At 68.0% G+C, this 20,761-nt stretch carries 26 protein-coding genes; 20 read left to right on the top strand and 6 right to left on the bottom strand.

Annotation, left to right across the window (positions count from 1 at the left end; all coding sequences use genetic code 11):
* Positions 1 to 41: 41 nt before the first annotated feature.
* From coaD to mutM, 5 genes are all read left to right on the top strand, one after another.
* Positions 42 to 539, top strand: a complete 498-nt coding sequence (coaD, locus tag BLP38_RS05315; RefSeq protein ID WP_091353991.1) for a pantetheine-phosphate adenylyltransferase — start codon at positions 42 to 44, stop codon at positions 537 to 539.
* Positions 540 to 652: 113 nt separating this feature from the next.
* Positions 653 to 1,156 (top strand): YceD family protein, encoded by a 504-nt coding sequence (locus BLP38_RS05310; RefSeq protein ID WP_091359567.1) that lies wholly within the window; start codon positions 653 to 655, stop codon positions 1,154 to 1,156.
* A gap of 2 nt (positions 1,157 to 1,158) precedes the next feature.
* Complete coding sequence (rpmF, locus tag BLP38_RS05305; RefSeq protein ID WP_018188062.1) at positions 1,159 to 1,368, top strand: 50S ribosomal protein L32; 210 nt, start codon at positions 1,159 to 1,161, stop codon at positions 1,366 to 1,368.
* A gap of 10 nt (positions 1,369 to 1,378) precedes the next feature.
* Positions 1,379 to 2,071 (top strand): ribonuclease III, encoded by a 693-nt coding sequence (gene rnc, locus BLP38_RS05300; protein WP_091353988.1) that lies wholly within the window; start codon positions 1,379 to 1,381, stop codon positions 2,069 to 2,071.
* A gap of 6 nt (positions 2,072 to 2,077) precedes the next feature.
* Positions 2,078 to 2,995 carry a bifunctional DNA-formamidopyrimidine glycosylase/DNA-(apurinic or apyrimidinic site) lyase gene (gene mutM / locus BLP38_RS05295; RefSeq protein WP_091353984.1) on the top strand — a complete coding sequence of 306 codons (918 nt, stop codon included), beginning with the start codon at positions 2,078 to 2,080 and terminating at the stop codon, positions 2,993 to 2,995.
* On the opposite strand, the gene BLP38_RS05290 is transcribed toward mutM, so the two are convergent.
* Positions 2,992 to 4,080: a GNAT family N-acetyltransferase gene (locus BLP38_RS05290; protein ID WP_091353980.1), complete on the bottom strand. Its 1,089-nt coding sequence runs from the start codon at positions 4,078 to 4,080 to the stop codon at positions 2,992 to 2,994. The genes mutM and BLP38_RS05290 overlap by 4 nt on opposite strands.
* 60 nt (positions 4,081 to 4,140) lie before the next feature.
* A complete protein-coding gene (locus BLP38_RS05285) occupies positions 4,141 to 4,398 on the bottom strand; it encodes a hypothetical protein (RefSeq protein WP_091353976.1) in 258 nt (85 codons plus the stop codon).
* A gap of 423 nt (positions 4,399 to 4,821) precedes the next feature.
* On the opposite strand from BLP38_RS05285, the gene smc reads away from it, so the two are divergent.
* From smc to BLP38_RS05265, 4 genes are all read left to right on the top strand, one after another.
* Positions 4,822 to 8,325: a chromosome segregation protein SMC gene (gene smc / locus BLP38_RS05280; RefSeq protein ID WP_091353973.1), complete on the top strand. Its 3,504-nt coding sequence runs from the start codon at positions 4,822 to 4,824 to the stop codon at positions 8,323 to 8,325.
* A 91-nt stretch (positions 8,326 to 8,416) separates the two neighbouring features.
* Entirely contained in the window at positions 8,417 to 8,764 is a 348-nt protein-coding gene (locus BLP38_RS05275) for an excalibur calcium-binding domain-containing protein (protein ID WP_197672427.1), read from the top strand.
* A 22-nt stretch (positions 8,765 to 8,786) separates the two neighbouring features.
* Positions 8,787 to 9,659 carry a signal recognition particle-docking protein FtsY gene (ftsY, locus tag BLP38_RS05270; RefSeq protein WP_091353967.1) on the top strand — a complete coding sequence of 291 codons (873 nt, stop codon included), beginning with the start codon at positions 8,787 to 8,789 and terminating at the stop codon, positions 9,657 to 9,659.
* Between the two features lie 44 nt (positions 9,660 to 9,703).
* Positions 9,704 to 10,204, top strand: coding sequence for a DUF2004 domain-containing protein (locus tag BLP38_RS05265; protein ID WP_065570437.1), 501 nt, complete (start codon positions 9,704 to 9,706; stop codon positions 10,202 to 10,204).
* A gap of 3 nt (positions 10,205 to 10,207) precedes the next feature.
* Here BLP38_RS05265 and BLP38_RS05260 read toward each other — a convergent pair whose 3' ends face one another.
* From BLP38_RS05260 to lipB, 3 genes are all read right to left on the bottom strand, one after another.
* On the bottom strand, positions 10,208 to 10,537 hold the full coding sequence (locus BLP38_RS05260) for a hypothetical protein (protein ID WP_091353963.1): 330 nt from the start codon (positions 10,535 to 10,537) through the stop codon (positions 10,208 to 10,210).
* Between the two features lie 124 nt (positions 10,538 to 10,661).
* On the bottom strand, positions 10,662 to 11,657 hold the full coding sequence (gene lipA / locus BLP38_RS05255; RefSeq protein WP_172824660.1) for a lipoyl synthase: 996 nt from the start codon (positions 11,655 to 11,657) through the stop codon (positions 10,662 to 10,664).
* Positions 11,654 to 12,295: a lipoyl(octanoyl) transferase LipB gene (lipB, locus tag BLP38_RS05250; RefSeq protein WP_091353955.1), complete on the bottom strand. Its 642-nt coding sequence runs from the start codon at positions 12,293 to 12,295 to the stop codon at positions 11,654 to 11,656. The genes lipA and lipB overlap by 4 nt, the downstream gene beginning before the upstream one ends.
* A 58-nt stretch (positions 12,296 to 12,353) precedes the next feature.
* Between lipB and BLP38_RS05245 the strand changes: the two genes are divergently transcribed.
* Positions 12,354 to 12,935 (top strand): TetR/AcrR family transcriptional regulator, encoded by a 582-nt coding sequence (locus tag BLP38_RS05245; protein ID WP_091353952.1) that lies wholly within the window; start codon positions 12,354 to 12,356, stop codon positions 12,933 to 12,935.
* A gap of 12 nt (positions 12,936 to 12,947) precedes the next feature.
* Complete coding sequence (gene ffh, locus BLP38_RS05240) at positions 12,948 to 14,498, top strand: signal recognition particle protein (RefSeq protein ID WP_091353948.1); 1,551 nt, start codon at positions 12,948 to 12,950, stop codon at positions 14,496 to 14,498.
* A gap of 6 nt (positions 14,499 to 14,504) precedes the next feature.
* Here the strand turns inward: ffh and BLP38_RS05235 are convergent, their stop codons facing one another.
* A complete protein-coding gene (locus BLP38_RS05235; protein ID WP_091353944.1) occupies positions 14,505 to 15,662 on the bottom strand; it encodes a glutamate--cysteine ligase in 1,158 nt (385 codons plus the stop codon).
* A gap of 185 nt (positions 15,663 to 15,847) precedes the next feature.
* Here BLP38_RS05235 and rpsP point away from each other — a divergent pair, with 185 nt between their 5' ends.
* From rpsP to BLP38_RS05190, 9 genes are all read left to right on the top strand, one after another.
* Positions 15,848 to 16,258 (top strand): 30S ribosomal protein S16, encoded by a 411-nt coding sequence (rpsP, locus tag BLP38_RS05230; RefSeq protein ID WP_091353940.1) that lies wholly within the window; start codon positions 15,848 to 15,850, stop codon positions 16,256 to 16,258.
* A 4-nt stretch (positions 16,259 to 16,262) separates the two neighbouring features.
* The gene (locus BLP38_RS05225; protein WP_018188045.1) at positions 16,263 to 16,493 is read left to right on the top strand and encodes an RNA-binding protein; all 231 of its coding nucleotides are present in this window, start codon (positions 16,263 to 16,265) and stop codon (positions 16,491 to 16,493) included.
* Position 16,494: 1 nt separating this feature from the next.
* On the top strand, positions 16,495 to 17,100 hold the full coding sequence (rimM, locus tag BLP38_RS05220; protein WP_091353937.1) for a ribosome maturation factor RimM: 606 nt from the start codon (positions 16,495 to 16,497) through the stop codon (positions 17,098 to 17,100).
* 1 nt (position 17,101) lies between these two features.
* Positions 17,102 to 17,812, top strand: coding sequence for a tRNA (guanosine(37)-N1)-methyltransferase TrmD (gene trmD / locus BLP38_RS05215; protein ID WP_091353934.1), 711 nt, complete (start codon positions 17,102 to 17,104; stop codon positions 17,810 to 17,812).
* 46 nt (positions 17,813 to 17,858) lie between these two features.
* Positions 17,859 to 18,326: an MFS transporter permease gene (locus BLP38_RS05210; protein ID WP_091353931.1), complete on the top strand. Its 468-nt coding sequence runs from the start codon at positions 17,859 to 17,861 to the stop codon at positions 18,324 to 18,326.
* Positions 18,327 to 18,494: 168 nt separating this feature from the next.
* Complete coding sequence (rplS, locus tag BLP38_RS05205) at positions 18,495 to 18,842, top strand: 50S ribosomal protein L19 (RefSeq protein WP_065572175.1); 348 nt, start codon at positions 18,495 to 18,497, stop codon at positions 18,840 to 18,842.
* Positions 18,843 to 18,978: 136 nt separating this feature from the next.
* Positions 18,979 to 19,719, top strand: a complete 741-nt coding sequence (gene lepB, locus BLP38_RS05200; protein ID WP_172824659.1) for a signal peptidase I — start codon at positions 18,979 to 18,981, stop codon at positions 19,717 to 19,719.
* Positions 19,719 to 20,378 carry a ribonuclease HII gene (locus BLP38_RS05195; protein ID WP_091353924.1) on the top strand — a complete coding sequence of 220 codons (660 nt, stop codon included), beginning with the start codon at positions 19,719 to 19,721 and terminating at the stop codon, positions 20,376 to 20,378. The genes lepB and BLP38_RS05195 overlap by 1 nt, the downstream gene beginning before the upstream one ends.
* Positions 20,379 to 20,417: 39 nt before the next feature.
* Entirely contained in the window at positions 20,418 to 20,741 is a 324-nt protein-coding gene (locus tag BLP38_RS05190; RefSeq protein WP_036309185.1) for a DUF2469 family protein, read from the top strand.
* Positions 20,742 to 20,761 lie beyond the last annotated feature (20 nt).

Raw genomic sequence — 20,761 nt, 5'->3', positions numbered from 1 at the left:
TCGCTGCGCGGGAGGCGCAGGGTGTCGTTAGGCTCGACGACATGAACAACCGGATCGCCGTCGTGCCGGGTTCCTTCGACCCTTCGACCCTCGGGCATCTCGACGTCATCCGCAGGGCTGCAGCACTGTATGACCAGCTGCATGTCCTCGTCGTGCACAACCCCGGCAAAGAGGCGATGCTGCCGATCGCGCAGCGTCTGTCGCTCCTCGAGCAGTCGATCGAGGAGGAAGGCATCGAGGGTGATGTGGTCGTGGCCGCCTGGAGCGTCGGACTCCTCGTCGATTACGCGACCGATGTGGGCGCCGGCGTGCTGGTGAAGGGCATCCGGTCGCAGGTGGACGTCGCGTACGAGACACCGATGGCCATCGTGAATCGGCATCTCGCTCACATCGAGACGGTCTTCCTCCTGCCCGATCCCGCGCATGCTCTGGTGTCCAGTTCGCTGGTCCGTCAGGTCGCCTCGCTCGGGGGCGATGTGTCTCCGTTCGTACCAGGCCCCGTCGCGCGCTTCCTCGACAACGGCGCGCGTACCGGCTGATCCGGCCCGCGGGGTCTCCGTCACGCGTAGCATGGACGACCGTGGTCAGAAAGCGTGTGAACAGCGGTCCCTTCGTCCTCCCCGTCCGGGACATCGTCCGGGCACCCGGGGAGATGCGCGAGTTCGAGGTGACGGTCCCGGCACCCGAGAAGTGGGGCGAGGGGCTGGCATGGGTCGACCAGGGTAGCGACGTCCGTGTCGACGTCCGTCTCGAGTCGGTCCACGAGGGGATCCTGGTCACCGCGGACATCGCGGCGACGTACGAGGGGCAGTGCAGCCGGTGCCTCATGGACCTGACACGCCCGCTCGAAGTCGAGTTTCAGGAACTCTTCGGGTATTCTGGGGACGAAGCGACTGACTTCCAGGTTCAAGACGACCACGTGGATCTTGAAACAGGGGTCAGGGATGCGATCGTCCTGTCGCTTCCGTTCCAGCCGGTGTGTCAGCCGGACTGCCCCGGACTCGATCCGACCACGGGCGAGAAGCTGACCGAAGCACCGGTCCCGGAGACTCAGATCGACCCGCGCTGGACTGCGCTGGCCGCCTTGTCGGCCCCATCCACAGACCACGACGACGAGGCAGTACGCCCCGCCGCCGACGACACAGAGAAGAGCTGACCATGGCAGGTAACCCCCCGAAGCGGAAGGTCTCCCGCTCCAACACCCGTTCGCGTCGCGCGCAGTGGAAGGCCGAGGCCCCCACGCTCGTCAAGACCATCGAGAACGGCAAGGTCGTCTACAGCCGTCCCCACCAGGCGAAGGTCGTCACCGACTCGCAGGGCACGGAGCTGTTCCTCGAGTACAAGGGCCGCAAGGTCGCCGACATCTGATCGCCGCGTCGTGACAGACGCAGTGACCGATCACTCGGTACTCACACACAAGCTCGGGGTCGATATCGACCCCGAGCTTGTGTCGCTTGCGCTCACCCACCGCTCGTATGCGTACGAGCATGGCGGGATCGCTCACAACGAGCGGCTGGAGTTCCTCGGCGATTCGATCCTCGGCATGGCCGTGACCGTGCACCTCTACCGGTCGCATCCCGAGCTGGACGAAGGCTCGCTGGCGAAGCGACGCGCGAGCGTCGTATCCACCGTCGCTCTCGCAGAAGTCGCTCGCGGCATGGGTCTCGGCGCCCACCTGCGACTGGGGCGGGGTGAAGATCAGACCGGCGGCCGCGACAAGGATTCGATCCTCGCGGACACGACCGAAGCGCTCATCGGTGCCGCTTACCTCTCCGCGGGCATCGACGAAGCGACCGCGCTCGTGCTCCGTCTCGTCTCGCCGTTGATGGCCGACCCGGAGCGGTACGGCGCAGCGATGGACCCGAAGACCGCGCTCCAGGAGCTCGCGGCACGGCGCGGGATGTCGGCACCGACCTACAGCGTGGATGCCGCGGGGCCCGATCACCATCGGGTCTTCACCGCAACGGTCGCTGTCGGCGACGTCTCCCGCACCGGGGGCGGCTCCAGCAAGAAGCAGGCCGAGATGGCGGCTGCTCTCGCCGTCTGGCGCGTGCTGTCGTCGCAGGCGTGAGGCGCCGTGCCCGAGCTGCCTGAGGTCGAGGTCGTCCGCGCCGGCCTCGAACCGGCTCTGGCGAGCTCGCGGATCGACGCCGTGACCGTCTCCGACGCGCGAGCATTGACACGCCACGCGGGCGACGCCGCCGACTTCGAATTCCGGGTGACCGGTCGACGCATCGACGGTGTCGTCCGTCGCGGCAAGTTCCTGTGGATGCCGCTGGCGACGACAACGGCCGGGACCGACGTCCGTGAGCGTGAGGCAATCGTCGGCCACCTCGGTATGAGCGGCCAGATGCTCCTCCGCGAGTCCGGGACCCCGCCGCTGCGGCACGAGCGCATCCGGCTCGACGTGCGGCATCCGGAACACGGAGATCTCGCCGTCGTCTTCGTCGATCAGCGCACGTTCGGATCTTTGGCCGTCGATCGTCTGGATCCCACGCCCGACGGCGCGGCCGGCGGGCGGGGGAGCGACGTCGCGCTGGTGCCGAGCCAGGTCGCGCACATCGCGCGTGATCCGCTCGATCCGGCCTTCGACGAGGACGCCTTCCGGCGCGCGGTGCTCCGCACGCGTTCGGCTGTCAAACGCGTCCTCCTCGACCAGACCGTCGTGAGCGGCATCGGCAACATCTACGCCGATGAAGCACTCTGGGCGTCACGGCTGCACCCGGAGCGCCTCGGAAACGATCTCTCGACCCGGTCGCTCGGGCGCCTCCTCGGCGAGGTCCGGGCGGTTCTGCACCGGGCCCTCGCCGAGGGTGGAACGAGCTTCGACGCGCAGTACGTCAACGTCAACGGGCAGGCCGGCTACTTCGCCCACTCGCTGAACGCGTACGGTCGCACGGGCGAACCGTGTCCTCGATGCGGGACGCCGATCGTCCGGGTGAGCTTCACCAACCGGTCGAGCCACTACTGCCCGAAATGCCAGCGCCGAGCTTAGGCGAGTACCTTCTTCCAGGCGCCGATGTAGGCGGCGGGGGCGAACCCGATCGCCTCATTGATGCTCAGCATCGGCCGGTTCTCCTCGGCATTCCAGGTGATGATCCGGCGTGACTCGGGAGCGATTTCTCGCCACCGCAGGATTCCCGCGCATTTGATGAGCTGGCCCAGACGGTGGCCACGGTGCTCCCGGAGCACCAGGGTGTCCATCTGCTGCGTGGTCGCGGTCGGGTCAGCTCCGGAGCAGAGCTCGTTGAAGGCGACGACATCGCCCGTGGCCTCGTGGACCGCCGCGGTGACCAGGACGGTCTGGCCGGCTTCCAGGTAACGCGCCTCGTGACGCTCGAGGCGATCGAGATCCCACTTCTCCTCGTCGACCTCGAGGCCGGCCGTGGGGGCATCCGTCGACATGCGGGACTTCGCCCAGGCAAAACTCTCGCGATACTGCGCGGGAATGGGGAGCAGCCACTGTTCGACGCGGTAGCCCGCCGAGTGGGTCTCGGCATCCGCCAACAGTGCGCGGGTGGTCGCGAGCGAGGCATCCAGGTCGAGGATGCTCTTGCGGTCCACCTGTTCGAGGGTGTGCCCGTGACGCAGGTAGTACCGCGCGGGGCGGTCCTGTGGGATGGTGCCGAACTCGGTCGGTGCGGGGAGTCGTGGGACCGACACGCCGTCCGCGGGTTCCGGGTGCTCCGCCCAGGATTCCAGGACGGTTCGTCCAGCCTGGCGTGCCGTCTCCTCGACGAGTTCGAGAAGGTCGGAACCGATCCCTCTGCCCTGGACGCGTTCGAGTAGTTCGACCGTCCAGTACGCGACCTGTGACCCCTGCTCGGCGGGGATGTCGACGATGACGCGTCCGGCCACCTCGTCGTCGACGAGGACGATCCAGCTGTGTTTGTCGTTGTCGGGGTCTTCCTGGAAGTGGGGCAGCAGCTGGGCCGGTGTCGCGGCTTCATCATCGTTCGCGCTGATCTCTCGGTAGATCTCATTGCGGACGTCGACCATCGCGATGAAGTCCGCCGCGTTCGGTGCATCGAGCGAGGCGGGGACGATGAGCGGGCGGATCTCGTAGGCGGGGGTGGTCATGATCGTGCTCCTGACGTGCGTGGGTCCGGGGCCGCGACGGTGTCGCAGCCCCGGACGGGATCAAAGGCGGGGGCCGAGGAACGCGCGGCGGCGGTCCCACTCGGCTTCCCGCTCGCGGCGAGCGAGGCTCTCGCGGTGTCGAGCCTCGATCTCCTCCCGGTTCGCGCCGGGGCGGGTGCTCCACAGGAGCAGCGCCAGCGCGATCCGGAGGGCGAGTCGGTCGATGAACGTCTGACGGGGAGCGGGCCCCGTCAGGGTCGGATGCTGCAGCGCGGCGAGGACCGCCGTTGTGCGCTGCGGCGCGGTGAGAGTGCGCATGAGTGATCTCATTTCGATCGTTGCAGTGGGTTGTGCCGCGGGCGCGGCGGGGATCGTGCCGCAGCACGAGAGAGCACGACCGTGGGCGGGCCTCGAGGGCCGCCGCACACGGCGGGGAGGGACGATGAGTCCGAGCGGGTTCGACGCAGTCGTCCGTCAGAAGACGGAGCTCAGGGGCGCCGTGGTCAGCGGCCGGTGAGAGCGCGGGTGTCCGCTACGGCGTCGAAGGAGAGGGTCCCCCCTGCGAACGGGAACGCGGTGAACGCTTCTCCGGTGGGCATCATGCGAGTAATCATGTCGGGGACCTCCTTTCTCAGACTTCTGACGCGAGCCCTGACACTAGCGCCGCCCCGGGCGCGCCGTCAAGTGGCGTCCGTGATTCGTCCGCTAGCGTGGACGGGACGACGACCCCGGAGGCCCCGCATGCACCTGAAGAGCGTGACGCTCAAGGGGTTCAAATCCTTCGCCCAGCCGACGACCTTCGCCCTGGAACCGGGGGTGACCTGCATCGTGGGGCCCAACGGGTCGGGCAAGTCGAACGTCGTCGATGCCCTCGCTTGGGTGATGGGTGAGCAGGGCGCGAAGACTCTCCGCGGCGGCAAGATGGAGGATGTCATCTTCGCCGGCACCGCGACGCGCGGCCCGCTCGGTCGTGCCGAAGTGCAGCTGACGATCGACAACGCCGACGGCGTCCTGCCGATCGAGTACAGCGAAGTCACCATCAGCCGGACGCTGTTTCGCAACGGCTCCAGCGAGTACGCGATCAACGGCGAGACCTGCCGTCTCCTCGACGTGCAAGAGCTCCTGAGCGATTCCGGCCTCGGTCGAGAGATGCACGTCATCGTCGGACAGGGCCGGCTCGACACCGTCCTCCAGGCGAGCCCCGAGGATCGCCGCGGATTCATCGAGGAAGCGGCCGGCATCCTCAAGCATCGCCGGCGCAAGGAGAAGACCCTCCGCAAGCTCGAGGCGATGGAAGCGAATCTGACGAGGCTGAGTGATCTCGCCGGCGAACTGCGGCGCCAGCTCAAGCCGCTCGGCAAGCAGGCGGAGATCGCCCGCGAGGCGGCGTCGATCGCTGCGGTGGTGCGCGATGCGAAGGCGCGCCTCTACGCCGACGAACTGGCGCGTCTGCGCGCGGAGCTCGCAGACCATTCCCGCAACGAACAGGAGCGCCACGCCGAGCGTCTCGTTCTGCAGGATCGCGCCGACGGCCTCCGTCGCCGGATGGATGAACTCGAGAACGACCAGCGGGCTGAAGCGGTCGACAGCGCCCGCGCCATCACCTTCGAGCTCGGTCGTGTGCAAGATCGGCTGCGCGGTCTCTACTCGCTCGCCGGGCAGCGACTGACGCTCCTCGAGGACGACGGAGAGGCTCCCGACGCGAGCGCCACGGTGACGCAAGCCGTCATCGACGAGGCCCGAAGCGAGATCGACGAGATCGGTTCCGGTCTCGGCACAGCTCAGGATGCCGCAGCCGCGGCGGCGCGTGATGTCATCAGATCCCGCGCCGACCTCGACGCACTCGACACCGACATCGCCGCGCAGAGCGCGCTCGTGTCGGAACACGACATGCGCCTCGCCTCTCTGCGCGGTCGCGCCGAGGCGGCGGTGTCGAAGGCGGAGGCTCTGCGCGCAACCGTCGAACGCCAGCAGAGGGCGCTCGATGCGGCCGAACAGCGTCGCTACGAGGCGGAATCCGCCTTGGCGGAGATCGCCCCGGCTGCGGAGACGCCGGAGGATTCCGCCGTCGAGTACACGACTGCGTATGAACGCGCCCAGCGGGATGCCTCCGACGCCGAGCGCGAGCTGGGATCGATTCGCGAGCGGCTGCACGCGGCGGAGCGCGAGCGCGAATCCTTGCTGGCGGAGACGGCCGCACTGGGTCGTGCGTTGGACATCCGGAACGCCGCTGCGGCCGTCGTCGAGCGGGGCGGCGCCGGTATCCGGGGCATCGTCAGTGATGCGATCCGCGTGACTGCGGGGTACGAGGCCGCGGTAGCCGCCGCTCTCGGTGCCCTCGCGGACGGTATCCTCGTGGACGATCTCGAGACGGCGCGGACGGTCATCACGACCGCTCGGGACCAGGATCTGGGTGCTGTCGACATCGCCTTGATGGATGGACCGGAATCAGGTGAACCGCCTCTCGACGGAGAGTGGACGTGGGCGGCGGACGTCGTGGACGCGCCCGCGGGCGTGCGAGCAGCGCTGGCGGGCGTCGCCATCGCCGATGACATCGACGGCGCCTTCGCAGCGTGCCGGAGCGCTGCCCGCGCAGGCAGCCGCATCGTCGCCGTCACCCGCGCAGGGGAGACCGTCACCACGAGCACCCTCCAGGCGGGTTCGGGACAGTCTCGATCTCGTCTGGAGCTCGCGGCCGAGCGCGATGCGGCCCGGGAGCGGCTGACGGAGGTCACGGTCATCGCCGACTCCCTGCGCGAGGCCCTCGACGAGGCGCAGTCCGCGTGGGATGCCGCCCGCCAGCGAACCCGCGAGTCGCTGACCGCGCTGCGGGAGCACGACTCGGAGCGCGCGGCGCAGGCGGAGAAGCTCAACCGTGCGACGGTTCGCCTCGAGGCGGCCATCGCCGAGTGCCAGCGCTTGGAGGCCGGAGTCCGGCAGGCGGAGGCTGCGGCGCGGGATGCCGACACGGCTGCGGGGACGGCGCGGGAGGCGTTCAGTGCCGCGGAAGAGACTCCCCGGCCGATCCTCGATGCGTCGGCTCGGGATGGCCTCCTCGATGCACTCGAGGCTGCCCGTGGTCGAGAGATGGACACGCGTCTGGATGTCGAGACGCTGCGGGAGCGCGTCCGCGCGGCGGAGGCGCGCGTGGTCCAGCTCGAGCGTCAGCGCGAGAAGGAACGTGCGGCGGCAGAAGCGGCCGCACGTCGTGCCGTCGTCCGTCGTGCTCAGCGCTCGATCGCGTCCGAGGTCGTGACGGCGCTACCGCCCGTGCTGGACTCGATCGACCGTTCGACCGCCCAAGCCCGGGTCGAGCTGGAACGTGCGGAGCAGACCCGCACGGCCCTGACCGCGGAGCTCGCGCAGCTCCGGCGTGAGGACGGGCAGGTCCGTGAGCGGCTCACGCGCGTGACGGAGTCCGTCCATGGGCTGGAACTGCAGATGCACGAGAAGCGTCTGCACGTGCAGAGCCTGCTCGACAGAGTCCAGTCGGAACTCGGCTTCGACGAGAATATTCTCCTCGCGGAATACGCTCCGGACGCGGCGGTTCGGGACGAATCCGGTGAAGACTCCGCGCTGTTCGACCGTGCCACTCAGCAGAAACGCCTTCATGACGCGGAGCGCAAACTCGCTCAGCTCGGTCGGGTCAACCCGCTCGCTCTCGAGGAGTTCGCCGCGCTCGAGCAGAGGCATTCCTTCCTGACGGCTCAGCTCGATGACCTGGTGCGAACGCGCATGGATCTGCTCACGATCATCGAAGAGTTGGACGAGCGGATGCAGAGCATCTTCCTCGCCGCGTTCGAGGACACGAGGACGGCCTTCGGTGAGGTCTTCCCGATCCTGTTCCCCGGCGGCACGGGGTCCATCTCCCTCACCGATCCCGATCACCCGTTGACGACGGGCATCGACGTCGCGGTGCGACCGGTCGGCAAGAAGATCGAGCGGCTCTCGCTGCTGTCCGGCGGTGAACGCTCGCTGGCCGCGGTCGCACTTCTGACGGCGATCTTCAAGGCGCGTCCGAGTCCGTTCTACATCCTGGACGAGGTGGAGGCTGCGCTCGACGATGCCAACCTCGGGCGGCTGCTCGGCGTCTTCGAGCAGCTCCGGGAATCGAGCCAGCTGATCGTGATCACTCATCAGAAGCGCACGATGGAGATCGCGGACGCGCTCTACGGCGTGTCGATGCGTCAGGACGGTGTATCGGCCGTGGTGGGCCAACGCGTCCGAGAGCGGGCTGCCGTCTGAGAGCCATGGGCTCTGCACCGGGGCCGCGTCCTCGGTCTGTGTACTGTGTGCACGGGAACGGGGTGTCCCTCGGGAAAGACTGGGGTCGGGAATGAACGAATCTGTGCGCGCGCGTGCGCGGCGGGCGATGGTTGCTGTGATCGTGGCGGGTGCTCTGGTGGGCGCGCCGTCGGTGGCGTCCGCGGCACCCGTGCCGACGGCATCCGTCACTGCGACCCGTGTGGCTCCGGCGGCGAAACCCGTCGTGAAGAAGTTCGCGAACTGCTCGGCGCTCAACAAGGCCCACAAGGGCGGGGTGGCCAAAGCCGGCGTGAAGTTCAACAAGGTCAACGGCAAGAACAAGGCGTTCAAGGTCAAGCCCACGTTCTCGACGGCCCTGTACAACGCCAACAGCAGGATGGACCGCGACAGGGACGGCATCGCCTGCGAGAAGGGCTGATCGGGTCAACTAGCCTGGAGGCATGGCGGAGAGCTCTTGGTCCCTCGGTCGCGCGCTGCGTGGCCTGTTCGTCAAACCGACGATCGATGAGACGACATGGGATGACCTCGAGACAGCACTCCTGACGGCGGATTTCGGTCCGGACATCACCGAACGCATCGTCGACGAGCTCCGCGAAAAGGTGGAACGGTTCCGAACGACCGATCCGAAGGACCTCCAGCGCATGCTGCGGGAAACGCTCGAGGAGCACTTCGCCAAGTTCGACACCACCCTCCGCCTCAGCGAACGCCCCGCGGTCGTCCTCGTGGTCGGGGTCAACGGCGTGGGCAAGACGACGACGATCGGGAAGTTCGCCGCCTACCTGCGCCGATTCGGACGGAGCGTCGTCGTGGGGGCTGCCGACACCTTCCGCGCGGCCGCGGTCGATCAGCTCGCAACGTGGGCCGAGCGCGGGGGTGCGGCCATCGTGCGTCCTCAGCAGGAGGGTCAGGACCCGGCATCCGTCGCCTTCCAGACGATCGACCACGCCATCCGCACCGGCACCGAGATCGTCCTCGTCGACACTGCGGGTCGTCTTCACACGAAAGCCGGGCTCATGGACGAGCTCACGAAGATCCGCCGCGTGATCGAAAAGCAAGCCCCCATCAGTGAGGTGCTCCTCGTCCTCGACGCCACGACGGGTCAGAACGGGGTCATGCAGGCCGAAGCATTCCTCGAGCACGCCGGTGTGACCGGTCTCGTCCTGACGAAACTCGATGGCTCGGCTCGCGGAGGCTTCGTCCTCGCCGTGCAGGAACGCACCGGCATCCCCGTGAAGCTCCTCGGACAGGGCGAGGGCATCGGAGATCTGACCGGTTTCACGCCGCACGTGTTCGCTTCGGCCCTGGTGGATTGACCCGAGCGGTCGCGCAGGGCCGTCAAGGCTGGTTTCATTGAGGCATGGCGATCGAGCACGACTACTTCGGACTTCTGGAGTCCGGACCCGACGGGTCGATCTTCTGGTCGGAAGTCGTCGACTTCGGTGATCAGCGGGTGACCGTCGATCTCACCGCGCCCGATCAGGACGACGTGTCGATCGAAGCGCTCGACGTCGCTGCTGCGATGATCGCCGCGCTGGAGACCATCGACCTCCGCGCGCGGAACGCGATGGTGTCGGAGCTCGACGACCGCACCAGCGAAGTGACCGAGTTCATCCTGCAGCAGCAGGAGATGCTGGGGGAGGACATCGAGGACCTCCTCGTCGACGTCTCGGGCGACACACACATGGACGTGATCCGTTCCCTCCAACTGATGAGCATGACGATCCTCGCCGACGAGCACAGCGGCAAGGACCCCTTCGCGGTCCTCGAGTACGCGCTCGATCCCGACTCGACCGACGACGTCCTCCTGGTCAACCTCGATGTCGCGGGAGCCGTGCAGTCCGTGACCAGCGCCGACTGAATATCAACCGCGTGACGCGTGCGCCCAGTCGAGGGCATCGCGCAACGTAGCCAGGTCTCGGTACCAGGTCCGCACCTCGGCTCGGCATCTGACCCGCTCGATCCGCGTCTCGTACTCGGCGCACTCCGCCATGGCCTCGGAGTCCGTGGGGGGATACTCTCCCGATCCGTCGTAGTAGGTGATCTCGAATCCGTTCGCGTCGTCACCCGTGACGGAGACCACGGTGTCGGCAGCCGGCTCGGCCGGGGGCTGCGCCCCGTGGGTCTGGGGGAGCGCCGCGGCGACCGCGATCGCGGCTCCGAGCAGGGCGGTGAGGGCGAGAGGAGTGCGCATGAGGGCTCTTCCGTTCGTGGTGCCGGTCGGTCCGGCACCACGAAAGTACGAGCGGGAGCACTCCGCGCCTGCGGAAACGGCGGTCCCGGTGGACGGATGCCGCCGCCCGGCGCCTGTGGAGGAATCAGACGGCCTGCGCGAAACCCTCGGCAGCGGCCTCTTCCGCCAGGTGCGCCAATTCGATCGGGATGTCGCGGCCCTTGGACTTCATCGATCGCGCCCACAACCGACCTGCGCGGTACGACGAACGGACGAGCGGTCCTGCGAGCACGCCGAGGAAGCCGATCGATTCGGCGAGCTCTCGGAGTTCGACGAACTCCTGGGGCGTCACCCACCTCGCTACCGGCAGGTGTCGGGGCGACGGACGCAGGTACTGCGTCAGCGTGATGATGTCGGTCCCCGCCGCGTGGAGATCGCGCAGCGCCTCCTCGACCTCGTGACGTTCCTCGCCCATGCCCAGGATGAGGTTGGATTTCGTGATCAATCCGGCATCCCGCGCCCGCGTAAGGACACCCAAGGATCGTTCGTACCGGAAGGCGGGGCGGATGCGCTTGAAGATCCGGGGAACGGTCTCGACGTTGTGGGCGAAGACTTCGGGTCGCGAAGCGAAGACGACGTCGAGGAGTTCGGGGTCGCCGTTGAAGTCCGTGGCGAGCAGCTCCACCCCCGTTCCCGCATTCGTCGCGTGGATCTGGCGCACGGTCTCGGCGTTGAGCCACGCACCGCCGTCGGGCAGATCGTCGCGGGCCACGCACGTGACGGTTGCGTACCGCAGGCGCATGCGCATGACGCTCTCCGCGACGCGGCGGGGCTCATCCGTGTCGTAGTCGGCGGGTCTTCCGGTGTCGATCTGACAGAAGTCGCATCGGCGCGTGCACTGCGAACCGCCGATGAGGAACGTCGCCTCCCGGTCCTCCCAACACTCGAAGATGTTGGGGCACCCCGCTTCCTGGCAGACCGTGTGGAGTCCCTCGTCCTTCACGAGGGCCTGGAGCTCCTGGTACTCGGGTCCCATCCGCGCCTTCGTGCGGATCCACTCGGGCTTGCGCTCGATGGGCGTCTGCGCGTTGCGCACTTCGAGGCGGAGCATCCGCCGGCCGTCGGGCCCGGCCGCGCTCATGCCGCCACCTCCGCGCCGAACTCCGCTGCGAAAGCGGATGCCACCGTGGGAAGGACCTCGCGGGGCGAGACGTCGCGGCCGAGGAGCGACGACAGCGTCGTGACGCCGGCGTCGGCGATCCCGCACGGGATGATTCGAGAGAACGGTTCGAGGGAGTTGTCGCAGTTCAGCGCGAACCCGTGCATCGTGACCCCGCCCTGCACTCGCACGCCGATGGCGGCGACCTTCGCCGTCGCGCCGGCGCGATCGACCCAGACCCCGCTTCGCCCGTCGACGCGTTTTCCGTCGACACCGAGCGATCGTGCGACGCGGATGAGAACGTCCTCGAGTCGGCGGACGTGCGCCACGACATCGACCGGATCCGGAAGGCGGACGAGGGGGTAGCCGACGAGCTGGCCCGGACCGTGCCAGGTGATCTTCCCCCCGCGGTCGACATCGATGACAGGCGTACCGTCGACCGGGCGCTCGTCCGGCGCCGTGCGTGCTCCGGCCGTGTAGACGGCCTCGTGCTCCAGAAGGAGAAGCGTGTCGCCGCGGCTCCCGTTCACGATGTCGGCGTGGAGCCCGCGCTGGAGCGCCCAGCCGTCACGGTAGGGGACGAGGTCGGGCGCCATGCCGACGGTGCGGATCTCGATCATGAGGGCCTCTCGCGTTGTTGGACTGCGTGCAACAATACGCCCCCGATAGGCTGGCGTCATGACGACCGGTCGGCCCCGCGCGTCGTCTCGCGAGGTGTTGTCGGAGGCGGCCTGCGAACTCTTCCTCGAGCGCGGTTTCGACGCGACATCGATCACGGACATCTCGGCGCGCGCGGGGGTCAGCAGGTCGAGTTTCTTCAACTACTTCGAGTCGAAGGAGGCCATCCTCTGGTCCTCGCTCGACGGTCGGATCGAGACGCTGCGGGCAGGCGCACCGGTGGAGGATCCGGCGGCGGCTCTGATGTCCATGTGTCGCGATCTCCAGCCCGACAGCCTCGCCCTCGCCCTGGTCAATGCTCACGCCATGGGCCTGACGGATGAATTGGAACGGGGCGCGGCGGTCCGCAGTGCGCGGATCGCCACGGTGGTCTCGGCATCCCTCGTCGCGCACGGTGCGGAGCAGGTGGCTGCCGCGGTCTGCGGCGCTGCCCACGCCGGGGCCGTGATGATCGCCATCGAGCGCTGGGCACGCGCCGGTGCCGGCCGGGCCTCGCTCTCCGACGAGCTCGAGGGTGCCCTCGGGGTAGCCGCGATCACGTTGCCTGCCCGAGGCGCCGGGCGGGCGCTCCCGCTCGACTAAACTCGAGCCATCATGGCTACCTTCGGCACGCTCTCCGATCGTCTCACCGAGACCTTCCGCAACCTCCGCACGAAGGGAAAGCTGTCGCCCGCCGACGTCGACGGCACCGTGCGTGAGATCCGTCGCGCCCTGCTCGACGCGGACGTCGCGCTCCAGGTCGTCAAGGAGTTCACCGGCAAGGTGCGCGACCGCGCGCTCGGCGACGAGGTCAGCCGCGCACTGAACCCCGCTCAGCAGGTCGTCCAGATCGTCAACGAGGAGCTCGTCGCGATCCTCGGCGGCGAGCAGCGTCGCCTGCAGTTCGCCAAGCAGCCGCCCACCGTCATCATGCTCGCGGGGCTGCAGGGTTCCGGTAAGACGACCTTCGCCGGCAAGCTCGCCAAGCAGCTCGAGAAGGACGGGCACACGCCTCTGCTCGTCGCGTGCGACCTGCAGCGCCCGAACGCCGTGAACCAGCTCACCGTCGTCGCGGAGCGCGCCGGTGCCGCCATCTACGCCCCCGAGCCGGGCAACGGCGTCGGTGACCCCGTGAAGGTCGCCCGCGACGGAGTCGAGCATGCTCGTCGCCAGCAGTTCGACACCGTGATCATCGACACCGCCGGCCGTCTCGGTGTGGACGCTGAGCTCATGAAGCAGGCAGCCGACATCCGCACTGCCACGGCGCCCGACGAGGTCCTGTTCGTCATCGACGCGATGATCGGTCAGGATGCCGTCAACACGGCCAAGGCATTCCAGGACGGCGTCGACTTCACGGGCGTCGTGCTGTCCAAGCTCGACGGCGACGCCCGAGGTGGCGCCGCACTCTCCGTCGCGTCGGTCACCGGGCGCCCGATCATCTTCGCCTCGACAGGTGAAGGCCTCGACGACCTCGAGCCCTTCCACCCCGACCGCATGGCGAGCCGCATCCTCGACCTCGGTGACATCCTCACCCTCATCGAGCAGGCTCAGCAGGCGTTCGACGAGGAAGAGGCGCAGCGCGTCGCGGAGAAGCTCGCGACGGAGCAGTTCACGCTCGAGGACTTCCTCGAGCAGCTTCAGCAGGTCCGCAAGATGGGCTCGATGAAGAAGATGCTCGGCATGCTGCCGGGCATGGGGCAGATGAAGCAGCAGATCGAGAACTTCGACGAGCGCGAGATCGATCGCACCGAGGCCATCATCCGCTCGATGACGCCGATCGAGCGTCGCAACCCGAAGGTCTTGAACGGCTCGCGCCGCCTCCGCATCGCGCGGGGGTCGGGCATGACCGTCACCGACGTCAACCAGCTCGTGCAGCGCTTCGATCAGGCCGCGAAGATGATGAAGACGGTCGCCCGCGGTGGCGTCCCCTCCATGCCGGGTATGGGCGCCGTCGGCGGAAAGCCGGGCGCGTCCAGCAAGCGTGGGAAGAAGCAGAAGAGCAGCGGAGGCTCGCGGTCGGGCAATCCCGCGAAGCGGGCGGCCGAGAACGCCGGCCTCTCGGCAGCGACGACGGCGGCGTCCGGGTCGGGCTTCGGCCTCGGCGCGCCGACGGAGCCGACCGAGGCGGACCTCGCCGAGATCCAGAAGCTCTTCGGGAAGAACTGACCGCTCTCAGCCGACCGAGACGACCTCGCGGAGGCTCGGGCCGCCCCGGAACTCCCGGATGAGGTGGTGCACGACTTCGCGGAGGTCTCCGTCGGCGGCATCCGCCACTCGGATCTGACGCTGGTAGCTCGCGCCCTGATCCAGGATCTGGGCGATGCCGGCGAACTCCTTCGCGCAGTGGAGCTCGGATGCGACGGGGGAGAGGGACTCCACGAGCTCGCGGAGGTGTTCGGCGACGGGTCGCTGACGCCCCTCGCGGTCGACGATGATGTCGGCGTCGAGGCCGTAGCGGGCTGCGCGCCATTTGTTCTCGCGGACGAACCAGGGCTGGATCGTCGGCAACGGTCTCCCCTCGTCGATCATCCGGGAGAAGTGCTCCGCCAGCACCTGGACGAGCGCGGCGACGGCGGCGAGCTCGGGAAGCGTGGACATCCCGTCGCACGCGCGGATCTCGATCGTCCCCCATCGCGGCGCGGGACGGATGTCCCACCGCACCTCGGTGGCGTCCGCCATGACGCCCGTCCGCTCCATGTCGGCGAGGTAGGCCTCGTACTCGGCCCAGGTCTCGAGCGGCCAGGGGAGTCCGGCAGTCGGGAGCTGCTGGAACACGAGCGCGCGGTTCGACGCGTAGCCGGTTCGGTCGCCCGCCCAGAACGGGCTGGATGCGGAGAGCGCCTGCAGATGGGGGAGGTAGGCGGAGAGCGCGTTGATCATGGGGATCACCTTCGACACGTCCTCGACCCCGACGTGGACGTGGATGCCCCAGATCATCATGTTGCGCCCCCACCACTGCGTGCGCTCGATGAGCTTGTGGTACCGGGTCTTGTCCGTCACCTGCTGGTCGTACCAGCGGGCGAACGGGTGGCTGCCGGCGCACAGGAGTTCGATGTCCCGCGGGTCGGTGACCGTGCGGATCAGGTCGATGGCGTCGCCGATGTCGTCGACGGCGGCGGCGACGGTGTCACCGACCCCGCTCGTCACTTCGATCGTGTTGGTCAGCAGTTCTCCCGTGACGGTGTGACGCTCGTGGCGGGTCTGCTCCTCTATCTCATCCAGGATGCCGGGAGCCGCGGGGACGAGGTCGCCGGTCGACCGGTCGGCCAGCATGATCTCCCATTCGATTCCGACGGACGAACGAGCGGATGTGGCGAAGGTCACCGTCATGGGCTCAGTGTGGCACGCCGGTGCGGCGGTTCGCGGCATCCCTCTCCATCTGGCAGAATGGACGGTTGGACCGCCTTGCCCGACCCTCTATCCGGCTCGGAGGTCCACCGCAGAGCTCCCGCCGGGTGTGCACCCCACGCTCCAGGCGACGTTCATCATCACTCGCAACACCATTCAGGAGAATTGTGGCTGTCAAGATCCGTCTGAAGCGCATGGGCAAGATCCGTGCGCCGTACTACCGCATCGTCGTCGCCGACTCGCGCACCAAGCGCGACGGCCGCGTCATCGAGGAGATCGGCAAGTACCACCCGACCGAGCAGCCCTCGTTCATCGAGGTCGACTCGGAGCGCGCGCAGTACTGGCTCTCCGTCGGCGCTCAGCCGACCGAGCAGGTCGCCGCCATCCTCAAGCTCACAGGCGACTGGGGCAAGTTCAAGGGCGACAAGGACGCGGTCTCGACCGTGAAGACCGCCGAGCCGAAGGCCGCCTTCGAGCTCGACTCGTCGAAGAAGTCGGTCATCAAGCCGAAGGCGGAGAAGAAGGCCGAGGCGCCTGCCGCTGACGCCGCGGCCGCCGACGCGACTGAGTCCGAGTAAGACCTTGCTGGCCGCCGCGCTCGAACACATCGTCAAGGGGATCGTGGATCACCCGGACGACGTCACCATCGCTTCCAGCTCCTCGCCTCGCGGCGAGGTGCTCGAGGTGCGTGTGCACCCCGATGACCGGGGTCGTGTGATCGGGCGCGGCGGACGCACGGCGAAAGCCCTGCGCACCCTCATCTCCGCCCTGGCAGACGGCTCGCGCGTCCGCGTCGACGTGGCGGACGACTGACGTGTCGGTCAACCCGGCCCGGACGCAGTTGCGTGTCGGCCGTCTCGTCAAGGCACACGGGCTCAAGGGCGCCCTCAAGCTCGAGCTGTACACCGATGACCCCGACGGCCGTTTCGTGCCCGGTGCGGTCTTCACACTGCAGGTCCCGGAGTCCTCGCCCTGGCACGGGAAGACCGTGACGGTGCGCGAGTTCAAGTGGATGAACTCCCACCCGGTCGTCTTCCTCGACGGGGTCGAGGACCGCGACGGCGCGGAGTCGCTCGTCCGTGCGATCCTCTGGATCGATCAGGATCCGACCGCCCCGGTCGTCGAGGACGACGCCTGGTACGACCACCAACTCGTCGGCCTCGATGTCGTCCGGGACGGCGAGGTCGTGGGGCGCGTCGCCCGCGTCGACCACTTTCCGGCGCAGGACCTGCTGAGCGTCCAGCTCACCGGAGGGGAGGACCGCGAGGTCCTCGTCCCGTTCGTGAAGGCCATCGTCTCCGAGGTCGACATGGCCGCCGGACGACTCGTCGTGACGCCGCCGGCGGGTCTGTTCGAAGACCTGGCCGCCGAGGACGATTCGCCCGCAGTGTCGGGCGACGAGGGTACCGCCGGGTCCTGACGTGCGCATCGACGTCGTCACGATCTTCCCCGCGTTCTTCGACGTCCTCGAAGTCTCGCTGCTCGGGCGCGCGCGCGGCGCCGGCCTGCTGGACATCCGCGTGCACGATCTCCGCGACCACGCCACCGACCGGCACCGGACCGTGGACGACACCCCCTACGGCGGCGGTGCCGGCATGGTCATGAAGCCCGAACCGTGGGGACTCGCCCTCGATGAGCTCGCGTCTCGACCGGACGACGGCGAGAAGGATCCGGCATCCGGACCCCTGTTCGTGTTCCCGTCTCCGGCGGGGGAGCGGTTCACGCAGGCGACCGCTCGCGAGTGGAGCGCCGAAAGCCACATCGTCTTCGGATGCGGCCGCTACGAGGGCATCGACGAACGTGTCTTCTCGTATGCGGCGACGCTCGGCCGGGTCCGCCTCGTCAGCCTGGGCGATTATGTGCTCAACGGCGGCGAAGTGGCGGCGATGGCGATGATCGAAGCCGTCGGACGGCTCGTCCCGGGAGTCGTGGGAAACCCCGAGAGCCTGGTCGAGGAGTCGCACGAAGACGGACTCCTCGAGTACCCGTCCTATACGAAGCCGGGCTCCTGGCGCGGGTACGACGTTCCGGACGTCCTGTTGAGCGGGCACCACGGTCGCGTCGCCCAGTGGCGCCGTGATCAGCAGGTGGAGCGCACGCGCGCGCGGCGGCCCGACCTGCTGGCCGACTGAGCCTCCTCCCCGAGACCGCCCAGCCCCGGCGGCGTAGCATCGGAGGATGCCACTGCGTCGCGGACTGTTCCACTGGTTGCTGCCGAGCGCCGTCATCCTGCCGCTGTGGCTGTTGATCGGCTGGATCGCCTCGGATGCCGGGGGATGGGCCCTGGCGTGGGTCATCGTCATCGCCATCCCGTCCGTGTTGGTGGGGCAACTCGTCCTCACGCTTCTGATCCGGTCCCGCGGGACGGTACGTCACACGCGGGCGCTGTCGTGGTGGGATGTCGCCGGGATCGGCCTGTGGCATGTTCTGACGATCCTCGTGGGTTTCTTCAGCGAAGCCTGGTTCTGGCCGCTGCTGATCGGCGCGACCCTCGTCTTCTTCGCGGTGTTCTGGTCGTCGCTCTGGCAGCTGTTCCAGGAGGCTCGTCCCTCCGTCATCCTTCGTCGCTACACCGCGCCGGCGCGCGGTCCGCAGGCGGACCCGACGGTCGTGGTCCTCGAGGAGAAGCGCGACCCGTTGCGCTGATCCGTGCGTGTTTGGCGGGGGTCGGCATCCATGGCAGAATGGACGCTTGTGCCCTGACAGATCTCTGCCTCAGGGGAGTTCGGAGCCGCATCGGCACCGACGGGGCACCGCATCCTTTCTCCTCTAACTCTCGCGGTCGACCTGGGGCGGTCGCAGGAAGTGATGATCATGCAGATCCTCGACTCCGTCGACGCAGCCTCGCTGCGCTCCGACATCCCCGTCTTCAACGCCGGCGACACCGTCAAGGTGCACGTCAACATCACCGAAGGCAACCGCTCGCGTATCCAGGTGTTCCAGGGTGTCGTCATCGGTCGCTCGGGTGACGGCGTCCGCGAGACGTTCACCGTTCGCAAGATCAGCTTCCAGGTCGGCGTGGAGCGCACGTTCCCCGTGCACAGCCCCGTCATCGACCACATCGAGGTCGTCACCCGCGGTGACGTCCGTCGCGCGAAGCTGTACTACCTGCGCGAGCTGCGCGGCAAGAAGGCCAAGATCAAGGAGAAGCGCGACCGCTGAGCGCCTCTTCGACAGGGATGCCCTGGGACTTCGGTCCTGGGGCATCTTTCGTTCCCGGGTGTTTCGATGCTCCACGCGCACGTCATGTGCGACGCTGGATACCGGTCGCCGAACCCCGGCACCGGTGAAGGACAGCATGACCACCGACTCCCCGTCGTCCGCTCTCGAGAGCGACGTCCGCGCACGTTCCCGACGCCGGGGACCCTGGCCCTTCATCCGCGACGTGCTCGTGATTCTGCTGGTCGCGATCCTCGTGTCGTTCCTCGTGAAGACGTTCCTCGTCCGGTCGTTCTACATCCCGTCCGGCTCGATGGAGAACACGCTCCTCAAGGGGGACCGCATCCTCGTCGACGAGCTCACGCCGCGGTTCGGCGACTACGAACGCGGGGATGTCGTCGTGTTCAAGGACCCTGGCGGGTGGCTCCCCACAACCTATCGCCCCGAGGAGCCGCCGCTCACGGCCGCCGTGGACTGGCTCGGCTCGCTCGTGGGGCTGTCCGCGTCGGACAGCGAGGATCACCTGATCAAACGCGTCATCGGACTGCCGGGCGATCACGTCGTCTGCTGCAACACGCTCGGCCAAGTGACGGTCAACGATGTTCCGATCGATGAGACACCCTACGTCGCCCTGAGCCCGTCGCAGTCCGCCCCGGACGAGTTCGATTACGACGTCACCGTGCCGGAAGGGTCGGTATGGGTACTGGGCGACAATCGGGACAACTCGCAGGACTCCCGGTATCAGCAGGAGCAGCCGGGCCATGGCTTCGTGCCCATCGACAACATCGTCGGACGCGCGTTCCTCATCACGTGGCCGTTCGACAGGTTCGGCACGATCGATTTCCATCACGAGGTCTTCCGCGGGGTTCCCGCGCCATGATGGCGGCCGTCGCTCCGACGCTCACCCTCGAGCGGCGTCTCCTGCGCGAACACACGCTCGTCATCGCGTGCGACGAAGTCGGCCGCGGGGCGCTTGCGGGTCCGGTCGCCGTCGGAGCGGTGGCTGCGGATGCCGCCTTCAGCCGTCGACGCGTGCCCGAAGGGCTGCGCGACTCGAAGCTCATCGTCGAACCGCGCCGTGCGGGAGTGGCGGAGCGAGCGCGCGCCTGGGTGCCGGCCCACGCCGTGGGGTGGGCGACGGCGAACGAAGTCGATGAGGTGGGCATCATCCGAGCGCTGGGGCTTGCCGCCGTGCGAGCGATCGACGACCTTCGTGCGCAGGGCGTGGAGGTCGAGGACGCGCTCGTGATCCTCGACGGCAACCACGACTACATCACGCCGATCGCGTCCGTCGGCCGGGGAGTCCGGCCCGTCATCAAGGCGGACCGGGATTGCGCGTCGGCCTCGGCGGCATCCGTCATCGCGAAGGTCGCACGTGACGAGTACATGGGGGATCTCGACGCGCAGTCACCGGTCTACTGCTGGTCCCGCAACAAGGGGTATGCGAGCGCGGAGCACCGCGCCGCGATCGAGAGCCACGGGCTCAGTGCTCACCATCGCGCGTCATGGTCCATCGCGGCCGCCCCCACCCTGTTCTAGGTCTGCGGCGGTCCGACGCCCGCCTAGGATGGAGTCACCATGGATGACGAAGTCTTCGAGGACTATGACCGCGAACTCGAGCTGGCTCTGTACAAGGAGTACCGGGACGTCGTCGGTCAGTTCCAGTACGTGATCGAGACCGAGCGCAGGTTCTACCTCGCCAACGAGGTCAACGTCGTCCGTCGTGACACCGAGCATGATTTCTATTTCGAGATCTCGATGAACGACGTGTGGGTCTGGGACATCTACCGCGCGGACCGGTTCGTGAAGTCCGTGCGGGTTCTCACCTTCAAGGACGTCAACGTCGAAGAGCTCCAGCGGCGCGACTTCCAGCTCCCCGAGGAGTTGTCGCTCGACGGCTGAGCCTTCTCCCCAGGCGCGCG

Origin of the sequence: Microbacterium sp. LKL04, assembly GCF_900102005.1 — a bacterium.
Taxonomy (GTDB): Bacteria; Actinomycetota; Actinomycetes; order Actinomycetales; family Microbacteriaceae; genus Microbacterium.
Note: the sequence above shows the minus strand (reverse complement) of the source record. Positions and strands in the feature narration are given on the sequence as shown.

Coding starts and splice junctions, on each gene's coding strand:
- BLP38_RS05275 (WP_197672427.1), top strand. CDS start 8,417: ATGAACGAATCTGTGCGCGCGCGTGCGCGGCGGGCGATGGTTGCTGTG.
- ftsY (WP_091353967.1), top strand. CDS start 8,787: ATGGCGGAGAGCTCTTGGTCCCTCGGTCGCGCGCTGCGTGGCCTGTTC.
- BLP38_RS05235 (WP_091353944.1), bottom strand. CDS start 15,662: ATGACGGTGACCTTCGCCACATCCGCTCGTTCGTCCGTCGGAATCGAA.
- BLP38_RS05290 (WP_091353980.1), bottom strand. CDS start 4,080: ATGACCACCCCCGCCTACGAGATCCGCCCGCTCATCGTCCCCGCCTCG.
- ffh (WP_091353948.1), top strand. CDS start 12,948: ATGGCTACCTTCGGCACGCTCTCCGATCGTCTCACCGAGACCTTCCGC.
- BLP38_RS05190 (WP_036309185.1), top strand. CDS start 20,418: ATGGATGACGAAGTCTTCGAGGACTATGACCGCGAACTCGAGCTGGCT.
- BLP38_RS05285 (WP_091353976.1), bottom strand. CDS start 4,398: ATGCGCACTCTCACCGCGCCGCAGCGCACAACGGCGGTCCTCGCCGCG.
- smc (WP_091353973.1), top strand. CDS start 4,822: ATGCACCTGAAGAGCGTGACGCTCAAGGGGTTCAAATCCTTCGCCCAG.
- BLP38_RS05310 (WP_091359567.1), top strand. CDS start 653: ATGCGCGAGTTCGAGGTGACGGTCCCGGCACCCGAGAAGTGGGGCGAG.
- BLP38_RS05210 (WP_091353931.1), top strand. CDS start 17,859: ATGCCACTGCGTCGCGGACTGTTCCACTGGTTGCTGCCGAGCGCCGTC.
- BLP38_RS05260 (WP_091353963.1), bottom strand. CDS start 10,537: ATGCGCACTCCTCTCGCCCTCACCGCCCTGCTCGGAGCCGCGATCGCG.
- rplS (WP_065572175.1), top strand. CDS start 18,495: ATGCAGATCCTCGACTCCGTCGACGCAGCCTCGCTGCGCTCCGACATC.
- lipB (WP_091353955.1), bottom strand. CDS start 12,295: ATGATCGAGATCCGCACCGTCGGCATGGCGCCCGACCTCGTCCCCTAC.
- lepB (WP_172824659.1), top strand. CDS start 18,979: ATGACCACCGACTCCCCGTCGTCCGCTCTCGAGAGCGACGTCCGCGCA.
- BLP38_RS05195 (WP_091353924.1), top strand. CDS start 19,719: ATGGCGGCCGTCGCTCCGACGCTCACCCTCGAGCGGCGTCTCCTGCGC.
- coaD (WP_091353991.1), top strand. CDS start 42: ATGAACAACCGGATCGCCGTCGTGCCGGGTTCCTTCGACCCTTCGACC.
- BLP38_RS05245 (WP_091353952.1), top strand. CDS start 12,354: ATGACGACCGGTCGGCCCCGCGCGTCGTCTCGCGAGGTGTTGTCGGAG.
- BLP38_RS05265 (WP_065570437.1), top strand. CDS start 9,704: ATGGCGATCGAGCACGACTACTTCGGACTTCTGGAGTCCGGACCCGAC.
- lipA (WP_172824660.1), bottom strand. CDS start 11,657: ATGAGCGCGGCCGGGCCCGACGGCCGGCGGATGCTCCGCCTCGAAGTG.
- rpmF (WP_018188062.1), top strand. CDS start 1,159: ATGGCAGGTAACCCCCCGAAGCGGAAGGTCTCCCGCTCCAACACCCGT.